Below are 25,725 nucleotides of genomic sequence, written 5' to 3' on the forward strand. Positions count from 1 at the left end.
CGCGTTTACGCCACAGCGGCACGGCGTACCAGTGTACACCGTGCCGCTGTGGTGAAGAACTTACGACAACAGCGCGCGGCGTTCGTTGAAAGTTTTCAGGATAAACTCGCCGAAGAGCGTGTTGGCCCAGGCAAACCACTTGCGCGTGAACTTACTGGGGTCGTTTTTGTGGAACGACTCGTGCATGAATCCCGTGCCCGCATGGATTTTCTGCAACGTCTGAATACACTGCCGGATTTCGGCATCACTCGTGCTGGTCAGGCCCCGGATAATGATGCTCATGGGCCAGATCATGTCCATACCGGCGTGGGGACCGCCGATGCCTTCACCCGCTGTACCTTTGAAGAAAAACGGATTTTCGTCGCTCAGCACCAGCCGACGGGTATTCTGGTAAATGGGGTCGCTCACCGCTACGGCCCCCAGGTAGGGCATCGCCAGCAGGCTGGGTACGTTGGCGTCGTCCATAAGGTTATACGAACCGTAGCCGTTGACCTCGTAGGCGTACACTTTCCCAAAACGCGGGTGTGTCGTAATGGCGTGCTGCTTCAGGGCTGTTTCTACTTCGGCAGCCATCGACCGGGCTTCCGTGGCGAGCGGGGCGTTGGCGCGAATGGCCGTCAGCAGCTCGGCCATCTGCCGCAGCGAGGTTACCGCAAAGAAATTCGACGGAATCAGGTAGGGGTAGATGGTGGCGTCATCGCTGGGCCGGAACATTGAGCAGATCAGGCCGTTGGGCTTGACCGGGTAGCCGTAGCCGCCCAGCGGCACGCCGTCGGTGGCCCAGGCGGTTCGCCGCTCGAATTTGTAGGGGCCGGGACCCGTCTTGCGCTGTTGCTCGCGGAAGGTCTGCACCACCAGGCGCATGGCCTCCTGCCAGTTGGCATCGAAGGGCGCGGTGTCGCCGGTTTGTTTCCAGTAGTAGTAGCCGAGCCGGATGGGGTAGCACAGGCTGTCGATTTCCCACTTCCGCTCGTGCAGGCCCGGCTTCATGTCGGTGACGTCGTCTTTCCACTCGCCCACTTTGGTCGTTTCCTTGTAAAAGGCGTTGGCGTACGGATCAAACCGGATGCAACGCGCCTGCCGGGCAATCACGCCCGCCACCAGTTGTTGGAGGGGTTTGTCGCCCTTCATCAGGGGCAGGTAGGGCCACACCTGCGCCGTTGAGTCGCGCAGCCACATGGCGTCGATGTCGCCCGTAATCACGTAGGTGTCGGGTTTGCCGCCGTCCATGGTATGCTCTACGGTGGTGTCGAGCGTGTTGGGGAAGCAGTTTTCAAACAGCCAGGCCATTTCGGGATTGTTGATCCCTTTCCTGACGGCGGCGATGGTCTGCTCAACGGCTTCTGACCGAAAATTACGTTGGGCGGCTGCTACCCGAACGGTCGGATAATCGGCGGATGAGCGAGCGGTGGCGAATTGCCCTGAAGCCAGTGCGGCGGTGGTGAGGGCCGTGTTTTGAATGAATGTTCGGCGGTTCATAAGGGGAAAAAGAATGAACAATGTACGATGGACAATGTATAATGGGCTTGACGCACAGGTAAGGGCTTGCTACACCATTATACATTGTCCATCGTACAGTGTCCATTCACTTCAATCGGGTCATGGCTTCGAGCAGCATAGCGCCGCTGAGCTGGGTGGTGAGGTCGGTTTTGCCACTGGCGGGGCGGCTCGCCCAGTTTGGCCCGAAAACGACCTGCGGTTTCTGGGTGCCGCTCCGCCAGAGCGTTTCGGCGTTGAACGTTAGAAAATTAACATAGCGGGTGCGGGTGTCGGCGGGCACGGCGGGTTCGATGGCCAGCAGCGCAAGGTAGCGAACGAGCACGGCTTTAAACAAGCCCCCGTCGCCATCGCCTTCCGCTTTCAGCAGGCCGGAGCCCGACAAGTCGGGGTCGGCGAGGGTGAAATTGGCGGTTTTGGTGGCGTCGTTCAGGTACGTTGCCGTCTGGGTTGCCCGGTACATTTCCAGCCCGGCCCCGATGAGCAGCCCCTGGTTGTAGGTGAATTTCCAGCCCAGATCAATCTTGCCATCGTTCTGCCGGTTGATGCCGTCATACACCATGCCCGTTGCCGGATCGACCAGCGTTTTGACTTGCCAATCGTAGATATTTTTGGCCCAGTCGAGGTCAGTTTGGCGTTTCAGGCGCTGGTAGAGGCGGGCCGCCAGAATGACGGCGGGGGCGTTGGCCGGTGTGTTTTTGTAATAACGCTGGTTCTTCTGCCAAGCAATCCCGCCACCCATCACGTCGCTCCAGCCGAGTTTGATGTCGTCCCACAGCAGCTGCGTGGCATCGAGCCATTTTTTGTCGTTGGTGGCGTCGTAGGCGCGTAGCATGGCCAGCGCATTCCAAAGCATGTCGTCGTAATAGGTATTCAGAAAAGTGTTGCCGTTTTTGACGGGCACCCCTGCATACCAGTCGTTCATGTAGATCAGGTACTGGTTGTCTTTGGTGCGCGTGTAGGCGTCCACCAGCACGTCGAGCGCGTGGGCCTGGGGCCAATAGTTGAATTTGGTGCTGCCGTTGTTATTCTCGTTGTAATAGCGGCCCTGATCGTTGAAGAACTGCGCGTTCAGCGCCCGGCTACTGCTGTCGGCGATGGTGGTCCAGTTGAAAACGGTGGGCTTGGTGGCCGGACCGGCCCCCTGCCCGATGCTGTTGTCTTTGCACGACAGGCTGAGGCAGGCAATGAGGATGAAGACTTTGTTGAGTAGGTGCATATGGAAAAAGGATTGTTCGTCGCTGGGTACGTTTGGGATGATTCGGTTGCCAAAAGACTGAACGCCCGGAACAAAGGCCGAGCGTCGAGTACGTGATTAAACTAAATCTAAAAGGGGATAGAATGGATAATGTATGATGTACAATGCACAATTGGCTGACGCACCTTCATTGTGCATTGTACATCATACATTATCCATTCTATTTGACGGTAACGCGGTGGAAGTACGTCGATGTGGGGGCCAGGGAAACCAGCAGATCTACGTTTTTGCCATCGACGGCACTGTTGAATTTATACGAGTAGTCCCACTGGCTCTGGGGAATGCTGAACAGGTTGTAATAGGCGGCGGCGGTGTTGGCGTCGGGGCGAGAGTTGTCGGAGTTGCTGCTGCCCAGCCACTCGAAGGCATCTTTTCCGTCGGCACCCACCGTCGTCAGGCGGAACTTATAACGCTCTTCGCGGCCGTAGGAAACGGGAACGAAATCGATTTTCGTGTTCGACAGCGTCCAGGTGCCGTTGCCCGTGTAGGTCAGCGGGAAGCGCACGGCGTTGTCGGCACCATACCACAGGCCCAGCGATTTGATCTCGGTGAGGCGGGCGGCGGCGTTGTTAAAATCGAGGCTGATGCGGTACGTTTTGGTAGCGCCCGTCACGGTCGTAGTCCCGTTTTCGCCGATGTTCGTGCCCGTCACATTGTAGGTTTTGGCGGTGCCCGTTGTCCGGTCCACAAATTGATACGACCCGGCTTTCAGGGAGGTGTAGACTTCAAACTCACCCGGCCGGACGGCTTTCAGCTTAATCGCTTTCGCCAGGTCGGTGCCTCCTTCGGTAGCGTCGCCCGTGAGGTATACTTCGGCCGGAATTTCGGCAAACCCCGCCGGACGTTCTACCTGCAACAGACGGCTCTGACCCGCCGGTTTCACGTTGATCCCCCGCGACGCGTTGACGGTCCACTTCAGTTTACCCGTACCCAGCGAGCCAATCCCCGCCAGTGCCGCAATTTTGTTCAGAATCGCATGGGTCACGGTCGCTTTGTTCTGCACGCCGTTCTGGTCCGACGTCAGCTTGTAGATCGGCTTCGAGAAGTCGCCGCTTTCTTTGTCGAACGCCAGTTCGTAGAGCACGAGCGTCCCGTCTTCAGCCCGTGCCTGATCCCACTCGAAGACCACGGCAGCCGGGGTAGCGGGTTGTAGTTTAACCGCCTGGTTGTCGTTGGGCGCAAAAAACGTCGTGACGGTGCTGATGTTCGTATTGAGGTCGCGGCCGGGATCTTTGCACTGCATCAGCAGGCCCGCCAGACAAAACAGAAGGAGCAGGTTATGTTTCATGGGGAAAGGACCCCACCCCCAGCCCCTCCCCTGAAAACAGGGGAGGGAAGACGTGATACCGTAAGGCTCGGCCAACGTGTGGCGCATTGCCCCCCTCCTCTGTTTTCAGGGGAGGGGCCGGGGGTGGGGTATTTAGTTTACCATTTCGGATTTTGGGACAGATTGTTGTTTAAGTCGCGTTCGAGCTGGGGGATGGGCCAGAGGTAGTGCTTTTCTTTGTCGAAGGTGCGGCGGTCGACGCGCACGTAGCCATTATCGATGGTAGGGTCGCCAAATTTGGCGCCGTGGGCAAAGGTGTTCAGTACGGTTTCGGCGATGCGCCAGCGGCGGATGTCAAACACCCGCAGCCCTTCCAGCGCCAGTTCGGAGCGACGTTCGCGGCGGACAATGTCGCGCAGCGTAGCCTGGGTTGCGCCCGTTGGGAAGGTCAGGGCCGCGGGGTCCGTGAAGCCCGCCCGGCGGCGCAGCGCCCCGATCGTCTTGTCCCAGATGGCGGCGGTGAGTTGGCCCTGCTCATTCTTTGCTTCGGCATACATCAGCAGTACGTCGGCGTAGCGAATCAGCATCAGATCGATCGCCGACTGGAAGGTGGCGTTGGCTGTGGGGTCGTAATACTTGCGCACGTAGTAGCCCGTGGTCGAGGCGTTCTGCTTGCCAAACTCGTTGCGCGCATCGGCGTTGGCGGGTGTCGAACCGGGGCGAATGTAGATCGTCGTGGTGCTGCCGTCGGGTCTGCGCCACAAATAGCCATCATACACGACGGTCGCCGCCAGTCGTGGGTCGCGGTTGGTGTACGGCGTGGTTTCGACGTACCCGGAACCGGCTTCGGCAATGCCTTTGCCGTTGGTCGTGATGTAATCGTTGACCAGTTCCTGCGTGGGGGCGAGGTTGTTGACCCGGTCGCCGATGCTGATGGGCACAAAGTCGCGGAAGTTGCTGTGGGTACGTACCTCCGGCGCGTAGCCCAGCGCCAGAATGCTCTCCGAGCTGTTTTCGGCGGCCGGTAAAAACAGGCCTTCGTAACTCGGATACAGCGCGTAGGTGCCGTTGGCGGTATTGTCGATCAACTGCTCGCAGGTGGTCACCACGTCGGCCCAGCGGCTTTCGTAAAGTTGCACCCGCGCTTTCAGGGCAATGGCGGCTCCTTTGGTGATCCGGCCCCGATCGGCGGCGGCATACTGCACGTTGGTCGGCAGGTTGGGCGCGACGGCATCCAACTCCGACAGCACAAACGCGAGCACCTCGGCGCGGGGCGACCGGGCGATCGTCCGCGATTCCTCGATGGTTACGTCTTTGGTGAAGAACGGCACGTCGCCATACCAGGTCAGCAACTGGAAATAATGAAACGCCCGGATAAAGCGCGTTTCGGCAATGATGCGGGCTTTCAGCGTCGGGTCCATGTTGGGCACCCGGTCGATGTTTTCCAGCAGAATGTGGTTCGTTTTGATCCCGCCGTAATGGAAATTCCACTCGTCGCGAATCCGGCCTAGGGCAGCGTCATAAGCACCCCGCGCGATGGAGTTGGCCCCCTGAAAATCACCCAGCTGATTGTAGGCGTTGTCGGATAGGGCGTCGTTGGCAAAGAAAAAATCGGCGGTATACAGCCCACCATAGGCCGAGTTCAGCACGGTCAGCGCCCGGTCGGCATTGGTCCAGTAGGTGGCTTCGGTGAAGCGGTCGGTGGGGGCCAGATCGAGGTCTTTGCACCCCCCCAGCCACAGCGCCGCTGCCACTACGCCAACTAGTTTATGTGATCGTTTCATGTGTTGTTCGTTGTCATTAATGCGGTCATTAGTAGTCATTTGCCTTCGGCGTCATTGTTTGTCATTCGTAGTAAAACGATAAATGACCAGTAATGACGCCGAAGGCAAATGACGGCGCAGCCTAATGACTCTCTAAAAGGTCACATCAAGCCCGATTCCGTTGAATTTGGGGTTGGGATATACCCGACCGGAGTTCACGCTGCCGTTGGAAAAGCCCAGGCTGTTATTGAACTCGGTCGCTTCGGGGTCGATACCCACCTGCATGTTGGTGAGCGTAACCAGGTTCTGGCCGGTGTAGTAGATGCGTAACCGGCTGACACCGACTTTATTGGTGAGGCGGCTCGGCAGCGTGTAACCTACCTGTAGGTTTTTGAGGCGGGCGTAGGCGGCATCTTGCAGGAAGCGGTCAGACCCCACCCCCCAGTTGTTGCGCGAGGCGCCGCCCAGCGTCAGGCGGGGGTAGGCGGCGTCGGGGTTGGTGGGCGTCCAGTAGTCGGTCTGGTGTTTGAAGATGGCATCCTGATACGGCCCGTGGAAAGGCTCGACGGCTTCGCCCCGCAGGAACAGCGACCGTTGCCCCACGCCCTGCACGAAGATGTTGACGTCGAAACCACGCCAGGCCACGTTATACGTCACGCCGTAGGTGTAGCGCGGGAAGGGGTTACCCAGCACCACCCGATCGGCCTCGTCGATGCGGCCATCGCCGTTCTGATCAACGTACCTGACGTCGCCGGGGCGCAGATCGCCGGGCGACACGAACGTGGGCGTCGGGCCAGCCCCCAGCTGCTCCAGCGTCTGGAAGTAGCCGTTGCTCTGGTAGCCGAAATACGACCGCACGGGCAGCCCTTCGCGCAGGATCGTGGCCAGTTCGCCGATGTAGCTGACGTCGGTTTTCCCATCCACGGCCACCACCCGGTTCCTGCTGTCGGCGAGGTTGAGCGTCAGGTTATGCCGGACGTCGCCCGTGGTGTGGCGCAGCGTGGCGGCCACTTCCCAACCCTGGTTACGTACCTGCGCGGCGTTGTAGTTCGGTACCGAGCCACCATACAGCCCCGGCACCGACGGGTTGATGAGGATGTCTTTCGTCAGCTTGTCGAAATAATCGAACGAGAACGTTACCCGGTTGCGCCATACGGAGGCGTCGAGGCCGAGGTTGAAGGTCTGCGCCCGTTCCCAGGTAATGTTGGGGTTGGCCAGCGTCAGCCCCGTACCGGCCACGCCTGCGTTGTTGAACGCATAGGCGTTGGCGAAGTTGAAATAGGTGCTCTGGTACTGGAAATCCCCTACGTTCTGGTTACCCAACACGCCGTACGAAGCCCGTAGTTTCCAGTCGCCGAAGCGATCGCGGAAGTTATTGGCGAAGGCCTCTTCGGTAATCCGCCAGGCCAGCGCCGCCGACGGGAAGAAGCCCCAGCGGTTGGCCTTCGCAAAGCGCGACGAGCCGTCGTATCGGAAGTTGACCTCGGCGATGTAGCGGTCGGCAAAGGTGTAGTTGACCCGGCCAAACACGCTCGACAGCGCATTTTGCGAAGTACGTTGGTTCGAGTTGTAGGAAACCGGCTGGATGATGGTCCGTGAAATATCCGTGCCCAGATCGTTGTCGACGTCGCGCTTGAAGAGGCCACTCGCCTGCGACGTAAAGCCTTCGTTTGACAGCCCTACCAGCCCGTTGAAACTGTGTTTGCCAATGCTCTTTTCGTAGGACGCCAGCAACTGCACGTTGGTGAACAGCGACTTGTAGTTTTCGTCTTTTACGCTGGCGATGTTGTCGGTGCCACCCACATACGGCAGGTAGTTGATGGCCCGCTGAAACTGATACTGGTGGTTGGCGTTCAGCTCACCGCCGAAAATGCCGCGTAGTTTGAAGCCGTTGAACACCTCCCATTCGGCCGACACATTGCCGTAGACATTGTCATTGTCATACTGGCGGTAACCGCCCTGCTCGAGCCGCGCCAGCGGGTTGCTCTCCGACAGAATCGGCGACAGCACGTAGCGGCCCAGCGAATCGGTGATGGGGTAGGTGCGGGGCATCCGGGCGGCATCCACCAGCAACACGTCCGACGAAAAGGCGTGTTCCTTGATCTGATTGCGGGCGTAGGCCAGAATCCCCGTGAACTTCACCTTGCTCAGTTGTTGCGTTAGGTTCAGGCGGTAGTTATAGCGTTTTAGACCAAAATCGGGGCCTTTGAACAGGTTATTCTGGTTCAGGAAACCGGCCGAGAAATGGTAGGTCGTGTTGGCATTGCCGCCCGATACGCTCAGGTTGTGGTTTTGCTGCGGTGCCTGGTCTTTAAGGATCTCGTTCAAATACCAGGGCGACGATCCCCGCTGCTGGAAACCAGCGATCTGATCGGGGGTAAACTGCGGTGATAGTCCCGAATTGACCAGCGCCTCGTTTTTCAGCATAGCGTACTCCCAGGCCTCCACCGACTGCCGGAGCAGGGTGGGCGTCTGCATCCCGTAGGTGCCGTTGTAGGTCACCGTGGTCCGCCCGTTTTTAGCGCCTTTTTTCGTCGTAATCAGGATCACGCCGTTGGCCGACCGCGAGCCGTAGATAGCGGCTGAACCGGCATCTTTCAGGACCGAAATCGACTCAATATCCGACGGGTTCAGCACGTCGATGGAACCGGGAATGCCGTCGACAATCACCAACGGGCTGTTGTTACCCAGCGTGCTGATGCCCCGGATGTTGATGTTCAGCGGGGCGCCCGGCTCACCCGACGCCTGCTGCACGATGAGGTTCGGCGATACGCCCTGCAAGGCCTGCGACACGTTGGTGACGGGGCGCCCTTCCAGCGCCTGCTGCCCCACCTGATCGACCGCGCCCGTCACACTCGCCCGGCGCTGAGTGCCGTAGCCTACCACCACCACTTCGCTGAGTGATTTGGTGTCGGGCAGCAGTTTTACGTCGAACGTGGTGCGGTTGCCCACCTCCAACTGCTGGGTAACGTACCCAATGAAGCTGAAAATCAGCGTCGACTGGGGGTTGGCCACGTTGAGCGTAAACTGCCCCTGCGCGTTGGTCGTGGTGCCGTTCTGGGTGCCGCGTTCGATGACGCTCACGCCCACCAGCGGCCCGCCCGTTTCGTCGACGATCGTGCCGGTCACCGTTACCAGCGCCTTGTCGGTAGCGACGGTCAGCGTACTTAGCTCGCGCTCAGGTACGTTCGGCGTGCTGCGGCCAGGCAGTGTCGAGAGGCGCAGCGACGTCAGCGCGCCGTCGGTCAGGCGAAGGGGAAGTGCGCTGCCCGAGCGGTTGTGATCGACTACGATGGAGTAATACTTATCGGCTACCCGCTCAAAACGCAGCCCCACCGGCTGGAGAATCTGTTGCAGTTCAGCGTCGAGGGAGGTGAGTTGCGGCAGGTCGGCGTTGACCAGTTTGCCGCGCACCACTTTGCTTTCGTACGAGAAGAAGACTTTGTGTTTCCGTTCGAGGTCGAGCAGCACATCGCGCAACGCCCGCTGCCGGGCCGGGGCAGGCCGCACGAGCCGCGCCCGGGTCGAGGCCGTTTCCTGAGCCAGTGCTGTCGACTGCTGGAATAATACCATCCCAAACAAACCGTAACACAATCGTCGATTCAAAGATCTGTTCATAATGATTGAGGAAAGAGAGGTTCATACGGATCGGCTCAGGTACGTGGCAGAGCCGGGGCGACCAGCAACGTACCTGGCTTGCTGAACCGGTTACTGTGGCTTGAGCACCACCTGATCAACCCGGCGTTCGACCGCCAGATTGTACGAAACGGAAAGGGAACGGAGCACTACGTTGAGGTCATTGTTGGGAAGCGTGCCGGTGAGTTCGCGGCGGGCCAGTTCGCGGCTGCTGACCACCACCCGGATGCCGTAATAATCCTGAATGGCCGAGGCCACCTTGCTCAGCGGCGTATCGGTGAAAACGAGCCGATTCTGGCGGTAGGCTGCCACCTGCTCGGGCAGGGCCACCACCCTGCGGTGGAATGCCGTATCGCCCTCGGCCAGCGTCGCCTGGTCGCCGGGTTTCAGCGTAAGCGGGTGGGCGGGGGCTTTGGGTTGCACCAGCTGCACCTTGCCCTCATCCAGCACCACTTCGGTTTGGCCACTGCGCGTGTTGACGTTGAAGCGCGTGCCCAGCACCTGGACGTCGAGGTTGGGCGTGTGCACCGTGAATGTATGGTCGCGGGTGGTGTGGCGCACGCTGAAGTAGCCTTCGCCGGTGAGCCAGACGTGGCGGTCGCTGTTGCCAAAGCCAAAGCGGGGCACCCGCAGCGACGAGTGGGCGTTGAGCGTAACGTCGGACCCGTCGGCGAGGGTGATGGTGGTCGTTTGCCCAAACGGCGCGTCGATTTTTTCGTAAGCCCATTGGTCGTGCGTAACGTACCCAAGGCCCACCACGGCGAGCAGGGAGGCGGCCATGCCCAGCACCCAGCGCGTAGCGGGCCAGTTTCGCCGGGCTTGTGCGCTGCCAGAGACTGTAAAGACGGATGTTTCCGAACGCGGCCCGACCTGATGCCGGGGGTAGGGGTGGCCCTTCATGAACTGCTCGAAATTGGTCAGGGCGCGGGCGGTATCGGGTTCATACTGCGCGTGTTTGGCTTCGTAACGGGCCAGCAACTGGTAATACACTTCCCGGTTTTCGGCCGTTCGCAACCATTCTTCCACGGCCTGCTTTTGCAGCGGCGTAGCCCGACCCGCGAAAAGGTCGTAAAGTGTATGTTCGATAGACGGTCCGTTCATGAGGCAACAATTGAGTGAGTCAATGCCATGACAAGTTGGGCTAGAGCCACCCTATGTCTGGCTGAAGTAGTTTTTGGTTGGCGGCGTAGGGCTACGAAGCAAAAAAGTCACGAATGGCGGCCGCCACTGCGGTCACTTGCAGGCAGAGCAGGACGACGAATTCATTCCGCAGCATGGTACGCAGAGCGCTGAGCGCCCGGCTGATGTTGGCCTCGACGGCTTTCACGCTGATGCCCATTTCGGCGGCAATGTCGCGGTAAGGCTTCTGTTCAAAGCGCGACATCAGGAAGGTGCGGCGGCACTGCGGCGGCAGGCCGGCGATGGTCTCGTTGATCTTCTGGTAGAGTTCGTCAAACTGCACCATCTCGGCGGGCGTCTGGGCTTCGCTGCTGAAGGCCGTCGTGGCCGCGTCGCTGATGGCATCGGAGTCGCTCTTGCGGCTCAGCTCCCAGCGCAGGTAATTGTAGGCCCGGTTGCGCACGGCCGTGAACAGATAGGCCCGGTAGGAAGTCGTTATGCCTGCGTAACCTTTGTCGGTCCAGAGGGCGCAGAACACCTCGCCCACGATGTCTTCGGCCACTTCGCGTGAGTAAACGAAGCGGAGCGCGTGGTTGCACAGGGGCTGGTAATAACGCCGGAAAAGCCAGCTACAAGCCGCTTCGGGGTCGGTCTGAAACAGTTGCCGGGCCAGTACCTCGTCGTCGAGCATAATGGGTTGGGGGGCGTCGCTGCCTGAGAAAGGGTCACGCAGGTGTACCGGCTGCTGTTCGGTGAATGGGCGCATCGGTAACGGTTGAATCATAACGTAGGTGTACTGGCCTTTCGCCGTATAACGATTTACAGACAAGTTTGCACTGCCTTACCCTACACGCCGTACCAGCCAATCTGAGGCACAAAAATACGAATGGCTCCGCCAGCAGCCGTAATCGACTGTGACAGAGCCAATCAATGCATGATCCTCAGTTGGTTACGCTACTCTTTTTTTGCGTGCGCGCGGCCTGAACCGCTCTTTTTTCCACCGCCCGACTCTTTATTGACCGTGGCCCAGGCGCGGCGTTCGGCCTCTTCTTCCGATACGCCCCGGTTTTCGTAACTCTCCTCAATGTGCTCGGCCTGCCGTTTTTGCTTGTCCGTGTAAGCCGATTTGTCTCCGCGTGGCATAAGCTGATCCGTTTTGTTGAACACTCAATTTGCCGCTTAAACGACCGGCTCCGTGAATTGTTTGGTTTGGTGCGCAGGCGGCCTAAAGTGTCGTTACCGACCGCCTGACAAATCCCCATGCAACTTGCGGTGGTGTTTTTGTATCTTTAGTCGACTCACAAACTCATCCTTCTTCTTTATGCTTCACTTTGTTCGGTTACAGCTAGCGGCCTGGTTGCTCGTAGCGGGTGGCCTGGTTGCCCATGCGCAGTCGGCCAAATCCTACGACTGGAAAACAGGTACGTCGCCGGGGGGCTATACCTATAAATACCTGGCCAATGACCCCATGCAGGCCCGGTTCTACACGCTCAAAAATGGCCTGACGGTCATTCTGAGCGAAAACAAAAAGGAACCGCGCATCTACACCTTTATCCCGACGCGGGCCGGCTCCACCACCGATCCGCGCACCAACACCGGGCTGGCGCACTACCTCGAACACATGCTGTTTAAAGGGACCGACAAATACGGCTCGCTCGACTGGGCGAAGGAAAAACCGCTGCTCGACAAGATCGACGGGCTGTATGAGCAGTACAACAAAACGACCGACTCGACCAAACGGAAGGCCATTTACAAGCAGATCGACCAAACGGCGGGTGAGGCGGCCAAGTATGCCATTGCCAACGAGTATGATAAGCTGATGGCGTCGATGGGCGCGCAGGGCTCCAACGCCTTTACGTCCTACGAGCAGACGGTGTACCTAGAAGATATTCCGTCTAACGCCGTTGACCGCTACCTGGCGGTACAGGCCGAGCGGTTCCGCAAACCGGTGCTGCGCATTTTCCACACCGAGCTCGAAGCCGTATACGAAGAGAAAAACCGCTCGCTCGACAACGATGGCCGTAAGGTGAACGAAGCCCTGATGGCCGCCCTCTTCCCAACGCATAATTACGGGCAGCAGACGACGATCGGGACCGTGGAGCACCTGAAAAACCCGTCGCTGGTCGAAATTCGCAACTACTTTAATAAGTACTACGTACCCAACAACATGGCGGTGATCATGGCCGGCGACTTCAATGCCGATCAGGTCATCGGCAAGGTCGACAAGGCGTTTGCTTACATGCAGCGCAAGCCGGTGCAACTCTACACACCCGCGCCCGAGAAGCCGCTGACTGCCGTGCAGACCCGCGAGGTATACGGCCCCACCCCCGAACTGGTGCAAATTGGCTACCGGTTTCCGGGCGGGCTGGCCGCTAACCGGGCCGTAGCGGTGATGGTCGACGAACTGATGTCGAACTCAGCGGCGGGCCTCATCGACCTCAACCTCAACAAAGCACAGAAGATTCTGGGCGGTGGGTCGTCGCCGCAGTTCATGAAAGACTACGGCGTCTGGATGATGTATGGCCGACCCAAGAAAGGGCAGTCGCTCGACGAGGTGAAAACCTTGCTGCTGGCCGAAGTGGAAAAGCTCAAGAGCGGGAACTTCGACCCGAAGGTGATGGGCTCGATCGTCAACAATTACAAGAAGAACCAGATCGAGTCGTTTGAATCCAACTACGGCCGGGCCGATGAACTGCTGGACGCCTTCATCCTGTCGGGGGGTAATTCGTATCCCAGCCTGCTGAGCCTGAACGATCAGCTGGCCCGCGTGACCAAGCAGCAGGTGATGGACTTCGCCAAGGAGTACCTGCGCGACAACTACGTGGTGGTCTACAAACGCAAGGGCGAAGACAAGAGCATCGTGAAGGTCGACAAACCAGCCATTACGCCCGTGGAAATGAACCGGGAAGCGCAGTCGCCCTTCCTGAAGCAGGTCAACAACATACCGATGAGCGACGTACAGCCCGTCTGGCTCGATTACGGGAAAGACATTCAGCGCGGTAAGGCAGGCAATGCGGAGATTTTATACGTCAATAACCCCGACAATGACCTGTTCCGGATGGGGTACCGTATTCCGATGGGTACGTACCACAGCAAGTTGCTGCCGCTGGCGACCCAGTACCTGTCGTTTTTGAGCACGGATAAGTACTCGGCCGAAGAGTTGAGCAAGGCGTTCTACGACCTGGCCAGCAATTACAACATCTATTCGTCGGGCGATTACACGACCGTGCGGCTGTCGGGGTTGCAGGAAAATTTCGCCAAAAGCGTGGCCCTGCTCGACCACGTGTTGCGCAACTGCCAGGCGGACGAACAGGCCCTGGCCGACCTGAAAGAGCGGACCCTAAAGGCGCGGGCCGACAACAAACTGAACAAAGGGTTGATTCTGCAAGGGCTGCTGAGCTACGCGCAGTACGGTCCCAAGAACCCGTACAACAACCAACTCACCAACGACGACGTACAGGCGGTTACGTCGGCGCAGTTGCTGGATGTACTCCACACGCTGTTCGATTATCCGCAACGGGTAATCTACTACGGCCCGCAACCGCTGGCGGCGCTGGGTACGTCGCTGACGCAGGCGCATCAGATGCCCGCGCAGTTCAAGGCCGTGCCTGCCCGCAACAATTTCAAACAAGTGGCGCAGCAGTCGCCGGAGGTGCTCTTCGCCGATTACGACATGGTGCAGTCGGAGATTTTCTGGGTACGTAACACGGCCGATTTCGACCCGGCGCAACTCCCGACCATCGACCTGTTCAACAACTACTTCGGGGGCGGCATGGCGTCGGTGGTGTTCCAGACCCTGCGCGAATCGAAGGCGCTGGCCTACTCGACCTATGCCTACTACGACACGCCGAGCCGGAAAGATCAGCAGTATTCGGTGAATGCCTACATCGGCAGCCAGGCCGACAAGTTCCACGAGGCGATTGCGGGCATGAGCGAACTGCTCAACGGCCTGCCCGAGTCGGCCAAGTTGCTCGAAACGGCGCAGGTCAACATGAAGAAAAACCTGCAAACGGAGCGCATCCGGCAGGACAATATCATCTACAACTACCTCGACGCCCAGGAGCGGGGCATCGACTACGATGTGCGCCAGAAGACCTACGAAGCCCTCGATAAGATGAGCTACGCCGACCTGAAGAAGTTCTCCGATACGCAGCTGGCCAATAAGCCGTATACGCTCTGTGTGGTGGCCTCCGAAAAGCGCGTCACGCCCACCGATCTGGCCAAATACGGCTCTGTCAAAAAACTCTCGCTGGACGAGATTTTTGGGTATTGATTTAAGTGATAAGCCGATTGTCTTTGTCATCCCGACCGGGGCGCGTAGCCACAGGAGGGACCTTGAACTTCCCTTAGTCACAAGTTAGGAAAGCTCAAGATCCCTCCTGTGGCTACGCGCCCCGGTCGGGATGACAAAGACAGTCGATTAAACTGTAACTTACGACTGGCTAATTGAGGGTGATGAATCCCTCGTTAGCCAGTCTCTTTTTTGCTCGTCAACCAACCTGATTTCATGCAACACTCTACTCAACTGCGGCTACTTGGCGTGGCGTTGAGCCTATGGCTGGGTAACCGCCCGCTGGCGGTGGCGCAACGTACCCCGGTCGCGCAGTATGCTTTTGCCGAACCCGGCATTTCGCCTAACGGCGCTGAAATTGCCTTCGTCTCGGGCGGCGACATCTGGACCGTGCCCGCTACGGGCGGCGAAGCCCGGCTGCTGGTAGCTCATGCCGACAATGAGTCGCGCCCGCTGTATTCGCCCGACGGCAAGTACCTGGCCTTTAGCTCGACCCGCTCGGGCAACGGCGACATCTACCTGCTGACGCTGGAAACCGGCGACCTGCGGCGACTCACCTACGACGACGGGGCCGAAAGCCTCACGGCCTGGTCGAAAGACGGGAAGATGCTCTATTTCCAGTCGACGAGCCGGGATATCTCCGGCATGAACGACATCTACCGGGTGGCTGTCACAGGCGGCACACCCATGCCCGTCACGGCTGACCGCTACGCCAGTGAGTTCTTCGGCGTTCCCTCGCCCGATGGCGCCACGCTGGCGTTCTCGGCGCGGGGTATTGCGGCGGCGCAGTGGTGGCGCAAAGGCAGCAGCCACCTCGATCAGACCGAAATCTGGACGTGCAAAATCGGCACGAAAAAAGGCGACAAACTCACCTACGAACGCCTGACGGAGGGCGGGGCCAAGGAGCTGTGGCCGCTCTGGAGCCCCGACGGGCAGACGCTCTACTACATGTCGGACCGCAGCGGGAGCCAGAACCTGTGGGCCAAACCACTAAAAGGCCAACCCACGATGCTGACGACGTTCAAGGGCGGACGCGTGTTGTGGCCGTCGATGAGCCTGGATGGGCGCACGATCGTGTTTGAGCGCGATTTCCAACTCTGGACGTACGACGTTGCTGCGAAACAGGCCAAGCCGATGGCTATTCGGTTGCGGGGTGCCGCGGCCGGTTCGTCGGTCGATCACCAGAAGCTGACGAGTCAGTTTCGAGACCTGGCCGTATCGCCCGATGGCAAGAAAGTGGCATTTACGGCGCATGGTGAAGTGTTTGCGGCCTCGGCCAAAGACGGCGGCGATGCCATGCGCGTGAGCAACAGCCCGGCGGTCGAATCGCAACTGGCCTGGACGCCCAACAGCCGCAGCCTGTTGTATGTGAGTACGCGCCACGGCATGGCCAACCTGTTTCAGTACGATTTTGCCACCCGCGCCGAAACCCGCCTCACCGATTCGCCGCTTGACGACGGTGCGCCGGTACTGTCGCCCGATGGGCAGTCGGTGGCGTTCATGCGCAATGGGCAGGAGTTGCGGCTGCTGGACCTGACCACGAAGAAAGACCGGGTGCTGTACAAAGGGTATCTGGGTCGGCCGCCCTTCGCGGGCACTGGCACGGTGGCGTTCTCGCCCGATGGCAAATGGCTGGCGTTTGTGGCCTACGGGGCCAAAACCTTCCGCAACGTGTGGGTGGTGCCGGCAACGGGCGGCGATGCCAAACCGATCAGCTTCATTGCCAATACGTTTGGTGGTAACGTCAGCTGGAGCCCCGACGGCAAGTACATCCTGTTTGGCACGAACCAACGGACCGAAACGGCGCAGATTGCCCGCGTCGATCTGGTGCCCCGCACGCCCAAATTCCGCGAGGAGCAGTTCCGCGATCTGTTCAACGAGGAGGTCCCCCGCAACGTGCGCCCCACCCCGACGGCCCCTACCGCCGTGACCTCGACCGCCCCCGGCCGTAGCTCGCTCGACACGGTCGCGACGGGTAAAGCCAAAGGAGCCGGAAAAGAAGCAACGACCATTGTGTTTGATGGCATTCGGCAGCGCCTGAGCCTGTTGCCGGTGGGCATCGAAGTTGATGGACAGTCGATCAGCAAAGACGGGAAAACGTTGCTGCTGGTAGCCAGCGTGGCCGGTCGGCAGAACCTCTACACCTATTCGCTCGACGAAACCAGCGCCGAACGCCCCGTCGCCCGGCAGTTGACCACCACCGCCGGGTCGAAGAGCAACGCGCAGTTTACGGCTGATGGCAAAGAGGTCTTTTACCTCGAACAGGGCCGCATCCAGTCGATCTCGCTCGAACGGCGCGAACCCAAACCCATCGCGGTCACGGCCGAACTCGACGTGGATTTCGCCACCGAAAAGCTACAGGTATTCAGTCAGGCGTGGGATGTGCAGAACAAGGGCTTTTACGACCCCGAGTTTCACGGCACCAACTGGAATGCCGTTAAAACCACCTACGAACCCTTTGCCGCCGGGGCCCGTACGCCCGACGAACTGCGCCGCCTGCTGAACCTGATGGTGGGCGAACTGAACGCCTCGCACTCGGGTGTTGCCGGGCCGCAGGGCACCACCGACATCACGACGGGACGGCTGGGTCTGCGCTTCGACCGGATTACCTACGAAAACACGGGCAAGCTGCTCATCACCGAAGTGGTGAACCTAGGGCCGGCGTCGCTGAGCGGCACCATCAAACCCGGCGATCACCTGCTGGCGATTGACGGCACTACCATCGACGCGACGACCAACGTGGATTTCCTGCTGAACAATAAGATCAACCGGCAGGTCACGCTGGCGGTGGCCGCTAGTCCCACCGCTGCGCCGCGCGAGGTGAGCGTGATGCCCGTAAACCTGGCGACCGAAAAGGGGCTTCTCTACAAACAGTGGGTGCAGCAACAGCGCGACTTTGTGGACAAAGCGAGCGGCGGGCGGCTTGGGTACGTGCACATGTTCGATATGTCGGCCGAATCGCTCAATCAACTGTACATCGACCTCGACGCCGACAATCACGCCCGCGACGGGGTGGTAGTCGATGTGCGCAACAACAACGGCGGCTTTGTGAACCCCTACGCCATCGACGTGTTTGCCCGTAAAGGCTACTTGACCATGACCTCGCGCGGCCTGCCATCGGCACCGGCGCGGTCGCAACTGGGCCAACGGGCGCTCGAAACCCCGACAATTATGGTAACGAATCAGCACTCGCTATCCGACGCCGAAGACTTCACGGAAGGGTTCCGCACGTTGAAACTGGGCAAGGTGGTAGGCGAACCCACGGCGGGCTGGATCATCTTCACCTCGGCCGCGCAACTGATCGATGGCTCCTCAATCCGATTGCCGTTCTCGAAGATCACCGACAACACGGGCAAGAACATGGAGCTGGCTCCCCGCCCCGTCGACGTACCCGTGACGCGCCCCATCGGCGAAAGCTACACCGACCAGAACACGCAGTTGACCGTCGCCGTCAAAGAGCTACTCAAACAACTTGACGACGCCAAAGCCGGTAAATCGGTGAGTGGTAAATAAACGCAAAAGCCCCGCAACAGGTACGTTGCGGGGCTTTCTTTGGTATGCTGGTGTTGCTTGATGGCTAGCACAAACGTTTCGAACTGCTCGTAGCGTAACTTATTGCTGTTTGCATAGGGATTATGACAGAACGGGATACGTTGATAAGTGTCTAAAACGTTTTGGCTGTACACATGTCTGCTCTCTATGAAATCGATCTTTCTGGCCCTAGGATGTCTTACGGTTGCTACAAGCAATTTGCTAGCTCAGGCTTCACCGGCTACGTCAAAACCACGGGTTGCCGTAACAGTCTTCTCGGACGGCAAGCCAGTTAATCAGCAAACTGGGCTAAAAGCCGATGCAAAGGAAATTCGCTTTAAAGCGCTGTTGGACACAAGTACCAATGGCCCCTTTACGGCTTTTAAGCCAGCATTAGTAATTAAGAACAAGGAAGCTTTCTTTGTTCGGAATGGCCGCCAAATCGCTCAATTGACCGTAACGGATAAAGAGCTGCCACCTGCTTTCTTCCAAGAGGCCCAACCCGACGATCATATAGTATTCAAACTTACGTTGGTCGCGCAACGAACGAATGGCGAGTTAGTACCCCTGCCCGAGCAACCTATTTACAAGTTTACGATCCGAAAATAGAGTCATGTAACGACTATGCATAAGCAGATATGCTTTCAGGTCTAACAGGGGACAGATTACCTTTACACGTTACTGTCGATCAAATTGTGTTGATCAATTAATCAGCGATTAGCAGCTGCACTTGACTAAAAGCCAACCACTATGTGTTATCAGTGCAAATCAATCGAGCATAACATTTGATACTACAGCAAGGAAAGTGATACACGCATCAGTTATTGTCGCCTGTCAACTTGTCTTAAATTTAATTTGCAGCTACTTTCTAATCGGTAACCAACGAAAGAAATGGAAGATTTTTGCAATGATAGGCTTCCCTGTCTTGGTGTTGCTATGGCCTTTCGCCTTAATCGCTTGTGAGGTTATTCAGATGCGAGATGAAAACATAAGTTTGTGGGTTGACTTTGGAAATGGTGTGAGTTGGCTACTACCAGTTCTAGGAGCAGCCATTATTCAACTTGTTCTGAATCGTTTCCTCTTTGCTCGTATAGATAAAGCAAATGCTTAACACACCTCTTGATTGTGTACCTTTTTTATGAATAAAACCCGTCTACTACTGTTCTTCTGCTTGAGTTTTTCTAAGCTCTACGCGTTAACGGATATAACCACTAAAACGTATTCCAGGCAGGATACTGCTCTGGCTGTGCGGGCGCTATTTACCGATAAGCGATCATCGGGCAATATAGTTGCCATGGTAGGTAGCTGTTTCGTAGTGGGAGGTCTGTTCACCGCCCCCCTATTAGTGGTTGGTGCCGTACCCACTAGTATTGGTCTTATTAGGCAAATTCGCTTTAGACATCATTCTGAAGAAAAGTTGATTAAAAAGTACCAAGAGGGTGCTGAGCTACCTAAACGTATCCAGCGTCGATTAAAGGCGTGGCATTTCAGGTAGGCTAACAGGACGCAAATTATACAACTGTAGAAATGCCAAAATTTCTATGCAGATGCGGTCATATAATTCCTGCTGGTGAAATCCCTACACCTGATCAATGGAATATGATATCCGATGTAGAGTACGATAGCTTTAGTGGGTTAATAGATGCTGAAGAACTGTACAAGAGAATGACAATCGTGCTAAAGTGTCCCTTTTGTCATCGCTTGTATATATTTTGGAGTGGTTGGCAAGCAGATCCTACCTGTTACGAAACGAGTTTAGACTAAGATGATTAAGATTATACAACGGACTTTTAGCTATGATCTACCAAGTAGAGTTGGTTTTTAGTATCAAGAACGATACACTATTTGTCATAGGAGTTGAGCCACAGGATTTAATTACTGATGTACGTCCCGGAATGGTTCTACGTCGAAAGCAAAATACAGTTGAAGCAATTATTAATGGTATTGAGTACATTGACAGGCCTGAGGGTGTGTTAGTTGGACTCACTATTAGGAAGGAGAACGAGATAACTTGGAGCCGAGTAAAAACGCTGGCCCAAGGCGATCAGATTATTCTAGAGTAGCCTATTTCAGATGGCACGAAAGCAATGGCACCATGTTTTGAGGAAATAACTTTCCCAGATCAACCCCCTACAATTGAAGAAGTCTTAGTTCGTCTTAATCAGCGAACTGGCGTACAGGTTGTTTGTCGGCAACAGGAGCCTGGCTCATTCGCTGAAGTGTATACATTGTCTAATCCTGAAGACGACGGAGACGATATAGAAATATTTTATGATCAGGGCGGCCAGCTCTGTTTAGCTTGGGTAGCACCAACGACCTATCTGGTAGGAGCTGCTCTACAAACACTTGTAGCAATGGGGGGCATTACGACTCAACAATTCCAGCTTGGACTTCTAAAAAGTGGTTGGAAGTAGCTGAAAAAGTAAAATCTTTACCAAGATATGATCACCCGGATTGGGCGTTTGATTAACATATTTGCACTTATACAACAACTAAAAACTAGTTATGCCTTCAAAGAAGTGGCCTAAAAAGGAGTGGGCAGATGTTAAAAGGCGACTTACAGCTAATTTTCCACCACACTTTCAAACAGACAAAACAATTGAATTGCTTGAGCAATGTGTTTTAAGTGACCAACTGAAAGAACTTACTCCCTATATAAGTCTGGGTCGTTTATGCTTAAGTCGTAATACGAATCTTACAGGTTCTGGCTGCCCTTGCATGTATTTTCATAACCACCAATATACCGTTTCAACTTACGATAACAAGAATAAATGGTACTTTGATAGTACAGAAGAAGTAATTGAGTTTGTCAAACAGAATATACCTCTTGTTGTATAATTCGAGGAATACTTGTTTGCCAGCAAATTGGTCATTCTATTCTAAATCGAATAACATACGATTAGTTAGTTACGCGACTCAGCTTAAAAAAGAGCAATTCACAGAATATAAGGCAAATTGAACGATAGTCTGTCGCACTACAAACCAAGACAGGCTTACAGTATGACCTAATGCCACACAAGTAGGAGAGCGTATGGCGATCCCACTCCCGTTAGTATCGCTTTGTTACATGAACCGGTCGCCGTTCTCGCTGACGAAGGCACCCTAAGCTCCTTTCTTGGTCGAGCGGGTGGAGAGGGCGTGTTTGCCGATTTTTACATACCGATTTGTTACAGTATACATCTCTGGCCCAAGCTTTCAAATAGGCCGTTTAAGTTTATAATAAAGAATCATCTGCTTTTTATGACGTAGGGTATAGTTGATAATATGAAGTTTTTCGATTGGTTAGCAAACTCAACCTCACCAATCAGAGCCATATATCCGGATGCAGGTTCATCAATCTCTAGTACAAACCACTTAAAAGGCTTCTTTTTTTGAGCTATTGAATCAACGGTTAAAACTACCGACTGAGCTACCCATTGACTTTCTCGGAAGTCTTGAGTCGATGAATGAGTTCGCCAAACACGGGCTGTCGAAGCCGATTCGTCAGTTGTGATAATCAGCTTGATTTTACCTTTCTGCTGCTCAAGATTACTTTGCAGATTGGGCAGAGTTTCTCCTTTTGCTGTGGCTTGAATAAAAGCGTAGGCCGTCGGAAAGAGCCTGGCATCGTTGTTGGCTCCAACATGGTCAGTATTTGTTAGCGATAGAACCGATTTAGAACCCCGTAAACCAGACCAATACAAATTCAAGGCATCGACCGGCGTATAGTCATCATTAGTGCCAACGATGAGTAGCTTGGGCAACATTAACTGGTCTCGATACGTGTAGGCATCGACAATCTGGAGCAGATTCTGACCTTGGTTCGTATTTATTTGCTCGATTACTTTTTTTGCAGCCAAAGCGGATTGATTGAGTTCACCATAAACAGCTAAGTAATGCGGAATTTGAGCTACTGAATTTAGTGTATTGAATCCCTGAATAACGAGTCCGGTTACACGCTTGTCTACTGCAGCCGTAAGCCAAGCTGTATGACCTCGTTTAGAGTGGCCAGCAAGAATGAAATGCTCAAGAATAGGAAAAGCTTGTTGCTTAGTTAGCGCTTGAAGCGCATCTATCGCCCGAACGGCTCCCTTAACCATTGGAAGTAGCAAAGGCCAAGTACCCTCTCCGGTTTGCAGATAGCGCTCGAAGGTGTAATTAAGGAGTTCATCTTCCCATTTTCCATCAAATAGAGGCTGATTGGGTACGTCACCTAGTATGGCACAGGGCATGCCCGTAGCTTGAGCAGCTTGTAACAGTCCAGTATAAGCCTGATCGGGCTCAAACGACATTTGTAAGGATAAGAATCCCGTCGTTGATGAGTACGAAACCGGGAAGAACACGAATAAATTATGCTTCCAGCGAATGTTTCGCCACCTCTGTGATACAAGCGATAGCTGAAAGAAAGTACCCTTGTTCGTAGTTGACCGCTGGATTATTTCCCACTGATAGGCAGAGTCTGATTCACTGACGTACTGCGGTAAAATAGTATGAGGGTCTGTCTGAACGTTTCGTGTCGCAAGGGGCCCGGGTGGTTGCGAAAACGCACAAAATATACTTGTGATAAAGAACAGAGCGCTAGCCAGTAATCTGCTCAAAAAAGTATTAATAACCATACTGAGCTCGGTCTATCGTAATGTTTTTTAAGGCTGCTTCGGACTTGCACTACCTGAAAACAATCGCTTAACAGAAAAACCTTCTGCGACTCCGCTTAAAAAATTGCCATTCACAGGGGCAAGGCACATTGAGCTTTAGTCCGTCTCAAGACAAACTAAGGTAGGCTTTTAGCAAGACGAGTCTAATCTAATGCCACACGATTAAGAAAGCTGTCAAGATCACGTCCTGTCACATGACCCGGTCGCCGTTCTCGCTGACGAAAGCCCCCCAGGCACCTTTCTTGGTCGATTTAGTCGAGCGGGTGGGTAGGGCGTTTTCGTGGAAATGATGGCAGATGGCGATGGCGAGCGCGTCGGTCGCGTCGAAGAACTGCGGTTCCAGGTCCACTTTCAGCAGGTGCGACACCATGTGCGCGACCTGATCTTTTGAGGCGTTGCCGTTCCCCGTCACCGACTGCTTCACCCGGCGCGGTGCGTACTCGACAATCGGAATGTTGCGCGATAGGGCGGCGGCCATGACCACGCCCTGCGCCCGACCCAATTTCAGCATGGCCTGCACGTTTTTACCGAAAAACGGATCTTCGATCGACATCTCGTCGGGGTGGTGTTCCTCGATGAGGCGCAGCATCGTTTCGTGCAGTTTCTGAAGCTTGAGCTGGTGGGTCGTATATTTGGTGAGGTTCACCACGCCGTATTGCAGCATCCGCATCACCCCGGCCCGAACCGAGATAACCCCGTAACCGGCGATCTGCGTGCCGGGGTCAACGCCAAGAATAATTTTCTCGGGCAAATCGGGTGGTGAAGCTTTTGTCTGCAAGGCCATACGTGCAAGGTAACGCTAAGGAATCGGTTTCAATGCCCAGTTTTGCTAAAAAAATCACTTTCTGGGCCAAACTGGCGACGTTTTTCGGGCTGCTGCTCTTCATCGCCTATACCGTCCGTCAGCAACCCACCGACTGGCGAATCCTCGCCCAACAACTCCGACGAACGGATTGGACGTCGCCCAACGCGCTGATCCTGCTCGCACTAACGCCACTGAACTGGTCGGTCGAAGCCTTGAAATGGCAGTGGCTGGCCCGGCGGGTGCAACCCCTGCGTTTTTCGGAAGCGCTGGGCGGCGTGCTGGCGGGGCTGTCGCTCGGCATGGCGCTGCCCGGTCCGCTGGGCGACACCGCCGGGCGGGTCTTTTCCATCCGGGCGCGTCGCGGGCCGGGCAACGTACCTGAGCGGGGGGCGGCCATCGGGGCGGCGCTGGTCTCGGGTGGGATGCAGTTCTACGTCGCGGTGATTGTGGGGGCGGTGGCCTGGGCAACGTACCTGGCCTATGCACCTGTCCGCGATACCACGGGTGGGCGGGTGCTGCTGGGCCTGCTGGGTACGTTGTCGGCGGCTGGCGTCGTGTTGAATTTTTACCGGCATCGGTTCGTCAGCTGGTCGGAGCGGTGGCCGAGGCTGGGTACGTATGCCCGCTATTGGGCCGTGATCGGGCAGTATAGCCACGCCGATATGGCCGGGGCGTTTGGGCTGGCGTTGCTGCGGCATCTGATCTTTTCGATGCAATTGGTCGCTGCCTTCCGACTGTATGGCGTTGACCTGGCGGCGGTTCCATTGGCGGCTGGCGTCGGCGTCATCTATCTGGTGAAAACCATCGCGCCGGCGTTCAACTGGCTTAGTGATCTGGGCATCCGGGAAGCCGCCGCGCTCTGGGTCTTTGCGCCGTTTGGCTTACCGGCGCCGCTCTTGCTCACCGCCACGTTGACGCTCTGGCTGATCAACATCCTGCTCCCGGTCCTGATTGGGCTGGCGTTCGTTGGGCGGACGGTGGGCCGGGCGGTAGGGGAGCGGTAGTATCTGGCCGTTTTCTCAAACGCTACCAGTTGCGCTAGCCGTTAAAGCCATCAGCATCAATACAGTCGAAAAGGTCAGGCTGTAGCGTAACCTGTATAAGGCCGGTAACGTGGTGGTTGAAAGCCCAATACGATGTCCGTTTTCTCAATGCCGCGTTCTACCAGTTCAGCTGCAATGTCTGTATCTGTCCAGTTGGCCTGAATCCACACCTTATCATCCGCTTTTATGTCGAAGTGGAAGATGGTATTGTGAACAAACGCGTCGTTTCGCCAGCCAAGCCTGACGAGTTGAAAATGGTCTCGTTGAAGATCGGCTATTACTTGCCCCTCTGCTTCTGCCAGATTCGCAGGCGTATAGGCAGCCCACTGATTAAGCAGGGCTAATAAAATGGCCCGATATTGCTCTCGTTTGTTGCTCATAAAGTGCTCAAGGTAGTACCCATTCGACAACTGTCTGCGATATATCGTTGTAAACAAGCAGATTAAGATTGAAGTCTTTGACGGCTTCGGCGACATCGGCTTTCAAGAAAAACGAGTAATAAGCGCTCTCAGGTACTGCTAAAAACAAACGCCGAGCAGGATCGTTTTTGCGTAGGCCACGCAGGTAATTCATGTATTGCCCTAATGCTAAATGAAAATCATAGACCAGCGATGGACCAATGAAACTTTTAACTTCTACGGCAATATACTCTTTACCTCGTTGGGCACCGATTAACTTTTCGGCTCCAAGATCAATCTGAATATCTGTTCCTAAAGCTTCCAGAAAGTAGGGATCATGGGTGATCTCCCAACCTTCTTTTTGCAACGCAATTTTTACAGCCTCATGAAACAGATCCTTCGCCACGTCTTTTCTGAGAAAAAATTTAAGGAATGAATATAAGATAAAACGCCCCCAATCGTGTGATCGGGGGCGTTTTACGT

At 56.0% G+C, this 25,725-nt stretch carries 19 protein-coding genes; 7 read left to right on the forward strand and 12 right to left on the reverse strand.

What is annotated here, in order from left to right:
- Positions 1-60: 60 nt before the first annotated feature.
- From FAES_RS10900 to FAES_RS10935, 8 genes are all read right to left on the reverse strand, one after another.
- Complete coding sequence (locus FAES_RS10900; protein WP_015331267.1) at positions 61-1,479, reverse strand: glycoside hydrolase family 125 protein; 1,419 nt, start codon at positions 1,477-1,479, stop codon at positions 61-63.
- Between the two features lie 106 nt (positions 1,480-1,585).
- Positions 1,586-2,716: a glycoside hydrolase family 76 protein gene (locus tag FAES_RS10905; RefSeq protein ID WP_015331268.1), complete on the reverse strand. Its 1,131-nt coding sequence runs from the start codon at positions 2,714-2,716 to the stop codon at positions 1,586-1,588.
- A gap of 199 nt (positions 2,717-2,915) precedes the next feature.
- Positions 2,916-4,043 carry a SusE domain-containing protein gene (locus FAES_RS10910; protein WP_041257766.1) on the reverse strand — a complete coding sequence of 376 codons (1,128 nt, stop codon included), beginning with the start codon at positions 4,041-4,043 and terminating at the stop codon, positions 2,916-2,918.
- A 137-nt stretch (positions 4,044-4,180) separates the two neighbouring features.
- Complete coding sequence (locus FAES_RS10915; protein ID WP_041258818.1) at positions 4,181-5,806, reverse strand: RagB/SusD family nutrient uptake outer membrane protein; 1,626 nt, start codon at positions 5,804-5,806, stop codon at positions 4,181-4,183.
- A 132-nt stretch (positions 5,807-5,938) separates the two neighbouring features.
- Complete coding sequence (locus FAES_RS10920; protein WP_015331271.1) at positions 5,939-9,403, reverse strand: SusC/RagA family TonB-linked outer membrane protein; 3,465 nt, start codon at positions 9,401-9,403, stop codon at positions 5,939-5,941.
- Positions 9,404-9,493: 90 nt separating this feature from the next.
- Positions 9,494-10,522 (reverse strand): FecR family protein, encoded by a 1,029-nt coding sequence (locus FAES_RS10925; protein WP_015331272.1) that lies wholly within the window; start codon positions 10,520-10,522, stop codon positions 9,494-9,496.
- A 91-nt stretch (positions 10,523-10,613) separates the two neighbouring features.
- Complete coding sequence (locus tag FAES_RS10930; RefSeq protein WP_015331273.1) at positions 10,614-11,324, reverse strand: RNA polymerase sigma-70 factor; 711 nt, start codon at positions 11,322-11,324, stop codon at positions 10,614-10,616.
- 170 nt (positions 11,325-11,494) lie between these two features.
- Positions 11,495-11,683: a hypothetical protein gene (locus FAES_RS10935; RefSeq protein ID WP_015331274.1), complete on the reverse strand. Its 189-nt coding sequence runs from the start codon at positions 11,681-11,683 to the stop codon at positions 11,495-11,497.
- A 178-nt stretch (positions 11,684-11,861) separates the two neighbouring features.
- On the opposite strand from FAES_RS10935, the gene FAES_RS10940 reads away from it, so the two are divergent.
- From FAES_RS10940 to FAES_RS30020, 6 genes are all read left to right on the forward strand, one after another.
- Complete coding sequence (locus FAES_RS10940) at positions 11,862-14,813, forward strand: M16 family metallopeptidase (RefSeq protein ID WP_015331275.1); 2,952 nt, start codon at positions 11,862-11,864, stop codon at positions 14,811-14,813.
- Between the two features lie 234 nt (positions 14,814-15,047).
- Positions 15,048-18,344, forward strand: coding sequence for a S41 family peptidase (locus FAES_RS10945; protein WP_015331276.1), 3,297 nt, complete (start codon positions 15,048-15,050; stop codon positions 18,342-18,344).
- 186 nt (positions 18,345-18,530) lie between these two features.
- Positions 18,531-18,971 carry a hypothetical protein gene (locus FAES_RS10950; RefSeq protein WP_041257767.1) on the forward strand — a complete coding sequence of 147 codons (441 nt, stop codon included), beginning with the start codon at positions 18,531-18,533 and terminating at the stop codon, positions 18,969-18,971.
- 918 nt (positions 18,972-19,889) lie between these two features.
- A complete protein-coding gene (locus FAES_RS30885) occupies positions 19,890-20,126 on the forward strand; it encodes a DUF8617 domain-containing protein (RefSeq protein ID WP_083891481.1) in 237 nt (78 codons plus the stop codon).
- Between the two features lie 32 nt (positions 20,127-20,158).
- Positions 20,159-20,425 carry a hypothetical protein gene (locus FAES_RS10965; RefSeq protein ID WP_041257772.1) on the forward strand — a complete coding sequence of 89 codons (267 nt, stop codon included), beginning with the start codon at positions 20,159-20,161 and terminating at the stop codon, positions 20,423-20,425.
- Positions 20,426-20,867: 442 nt separating this feature from the next.
- Positions 20,868-21,200, forward strand: coding sequence for a hypothetical protein (locus tag FAES_RS30020; protein ID WP_148289339.1), 333 nt, complete (start codon positions 20,868-20,870; stop codon positions 21,198-21,200).
- A gap of 389 nt (positions 21,201-21,589) precedes the next feature.
- Here FAES_RS30020 and FAES_RS10970 read toward each other — a convergent pair whose 3' ends face one another.
- Positions 21,590-22,957 (reverse strand): PhoPQ-activated protein PqaA family protein, encoded by a 1,368-nt coding sequence (locus FAES_RS10970; protein ID WP_015331277.1) that lies wholly within the window; start codon positions 22,955-22,957, stop codon positions 21,590-21,592.
- 229 nt (positions 22,958-23,186) lie between these two features.
- Positions 23,187-23,780, reverse strand: coding sequence for a crossover junction endodeoxyribonuclease RuvC (gene ruvC, locus FAES_RS10975; RefSeq protein WP_015331278.1), 594 nt, complete (start codon positions 23,778-23,780; stop codon positions 23,187-23,189).
- Positions 23,781-23,812: 32 nt separating this feature from the next.
- Here ruvC and FAES_RS10980 point away from each other — a divergent pair, with 32 nt between their 5' ends.
- Entirely contained in the window at positions 23,813-24,805 is a 993-nt protein-coding gene (locus FAES_RS10980; RefSeq protein ID WP_015331279.1) for a lysylphosphatidylglycerol synthase domain-containing protein, read from the forward strand.
- A 74-nt stretch (positions 24,806-24,879) separates the two neighbouring features.
- On the opposite strand, the gene FAES_RS10985 is transcribed toward FAES_RS10980, so the two are convergent.
- The gene (locus tag FAES_RS10985; RefSeq protein WP_015331280.1) at positions 24,880-25,224 is read right to left on the reverse strand and encodes a XisI protein; all 345 of its coding nucleotides are present in this window, start codon (positions 25,222-25,224) and stop codon (positions 24,880-24,882) included.
- Between the two features lie 7 nt (positions 25,225-25,231).
- Positions 25,232-25,648 carry an element excision factor XisH family protein gene (locus tag FAES_RS10990; RefSeq protein ID WP_041257774.1) on the reverse strand — a complete coding sequence of 139 codons (417 nt, stop codon included), beginning with the start codon at positions 25,646-25,648 and terminating at the stop codon, positions 25,232-25,234.
- Positions 25,649-25,725: the final 77 nt, after the last annotated feature.

The sequence above is a fragment of the Fibrella aestuarina BUZ 2 genome (assembly GCF_000331105.1).
Classification (GTDB): domain Bacteria; phylum Bacteroidota; class Bacteroidia; order Cytophagales; family Spirosomataceae; genus Fibrella; species Fibrella aestuarina.

Bases quoted from the DNA above. Each gene is read 5' to 3' on its own strand.
- FAES_RS10935 (WP_015331274.1), bottom strand. From the start codon at position 11,683: ATGCCACGCGGAGACAAATCGGCTTACACGGACAAGCAAAAACGGCAG.
- FAES_RS10905 (WP_015331268.1), bottom strand. From the start codon at position 2,716: ATGCACCTACTCAACAAAGTCTTCATCCTCATTGCCTGCCTCAGCCTG.
- FAES_RS10925 (WP_015331272.1), bottom strand. From the start codon at position 10,522: ATGAACGGACCGTCTATCGAACATACACTTTACGACCTTTTCGCGGGT.
- FAES_RS10920 (WP_015331271.1), bottom strand. From the start codon at position 9,403: ATGAACAGATCTTTGAATCGACGATTGTGTTACGGTTTGTTTGGGATG.
- FAES_RS10910 (WP_041257766.1), bottom strand. From the start codon at position 4,043: ATGAAACATAACCTGCTCCTTCTGTTTTGTCTGGCGGGCCTGCTGATG.
- FAES_RS10965 (WP_041257772.1), top strand. From the start codon at position 20,159: ATGATCTACCAAGTAGAGTTGGTTTTTAGTATCAAGAACGATACACTA.
- FAES_RS30885 (WP_083891481.1), top strand. From the start codon at position 19,890: ATGCCAAAATTTCTATGCAGATGCGGTCATATAATTCCTGCTGGTGAA.
- FAES_RS30020 (WP_148289339.1), top strand. From the start codon at position 20,868: ATGCCTTCAAAGAAGTGGCCTAAAAAGGAGTGGGCAGATGTTAAAAGG.
- FAES_RS10950 (WP_041257767.1), top strand. From the start codon at position 18,531: ATGAAATCGATCTTTCTGGCCCTAGGATGTCTTACGGTTGCTACAAGC.
- FAES_RS10930 (WP_015331273.1), bottom strand. From the start codon at position 11,324: ATGATTCAACCGTTACCGATGCGCCCATTCACCGAACAGCAGCCGGTA.
- FAES_RS10915 (WP_041258818.1), bottom strand. From the start codon at position 5,806: ATGAAACGATCACATAAACTAGTTGGCGTAGTGGCAGCGGCGCTGTGG.
- FAES_RS10985 (WP_015331280.1), bottom strand. From the start codon at position 25,224: ATGAGCAACAAACGAGAGCAATATCGGGCCATTTTATTAGCCCTGCTT.
- FAES_RS10940 (WP_015331275.1), top strand. From the start codon at position 11,862: ATGCTTCACTTTGTTCGGTTACAGCTAGCGGCCTGGTTGCTCGTAGCG.
- FAES_RS10945 (WP_015331276.1), top strand. From the start codon at position 15,048: ATGCAACACTCTACTCAACTGCGGCTACTTGGCGTGGCGTTGAGCCTA.
- FAES_RS10970 (WP_015331277.1), bottom strand. From the start codon at position 22,957: ATGGTTATTAATACTTTTTTGAGCAGATTACTGGCTAGCGCTCTGTTC.
- ruvC (WP_015331278.1), bottom strand. From the start codon at position 23,780: ATGGCCTTGCAGACAAAAGCTTCACCACCCGATTTGCCCGAGAAAATT.
- FAES_RS10900 (WP_015331267.1), bottom strand. From the start codon at position 1,479: ATGAACCGCCGAACATTCATTCAAAACACGGCCCTCACCACCGCCGCA.
- FAES_RS10980 (WP_015331279.1), top strand. From the start codon at position 23,813: ATGCCCAGTTTTGCTAAAAAAATCACTTTCTGGGCCAAACTGGCGACG.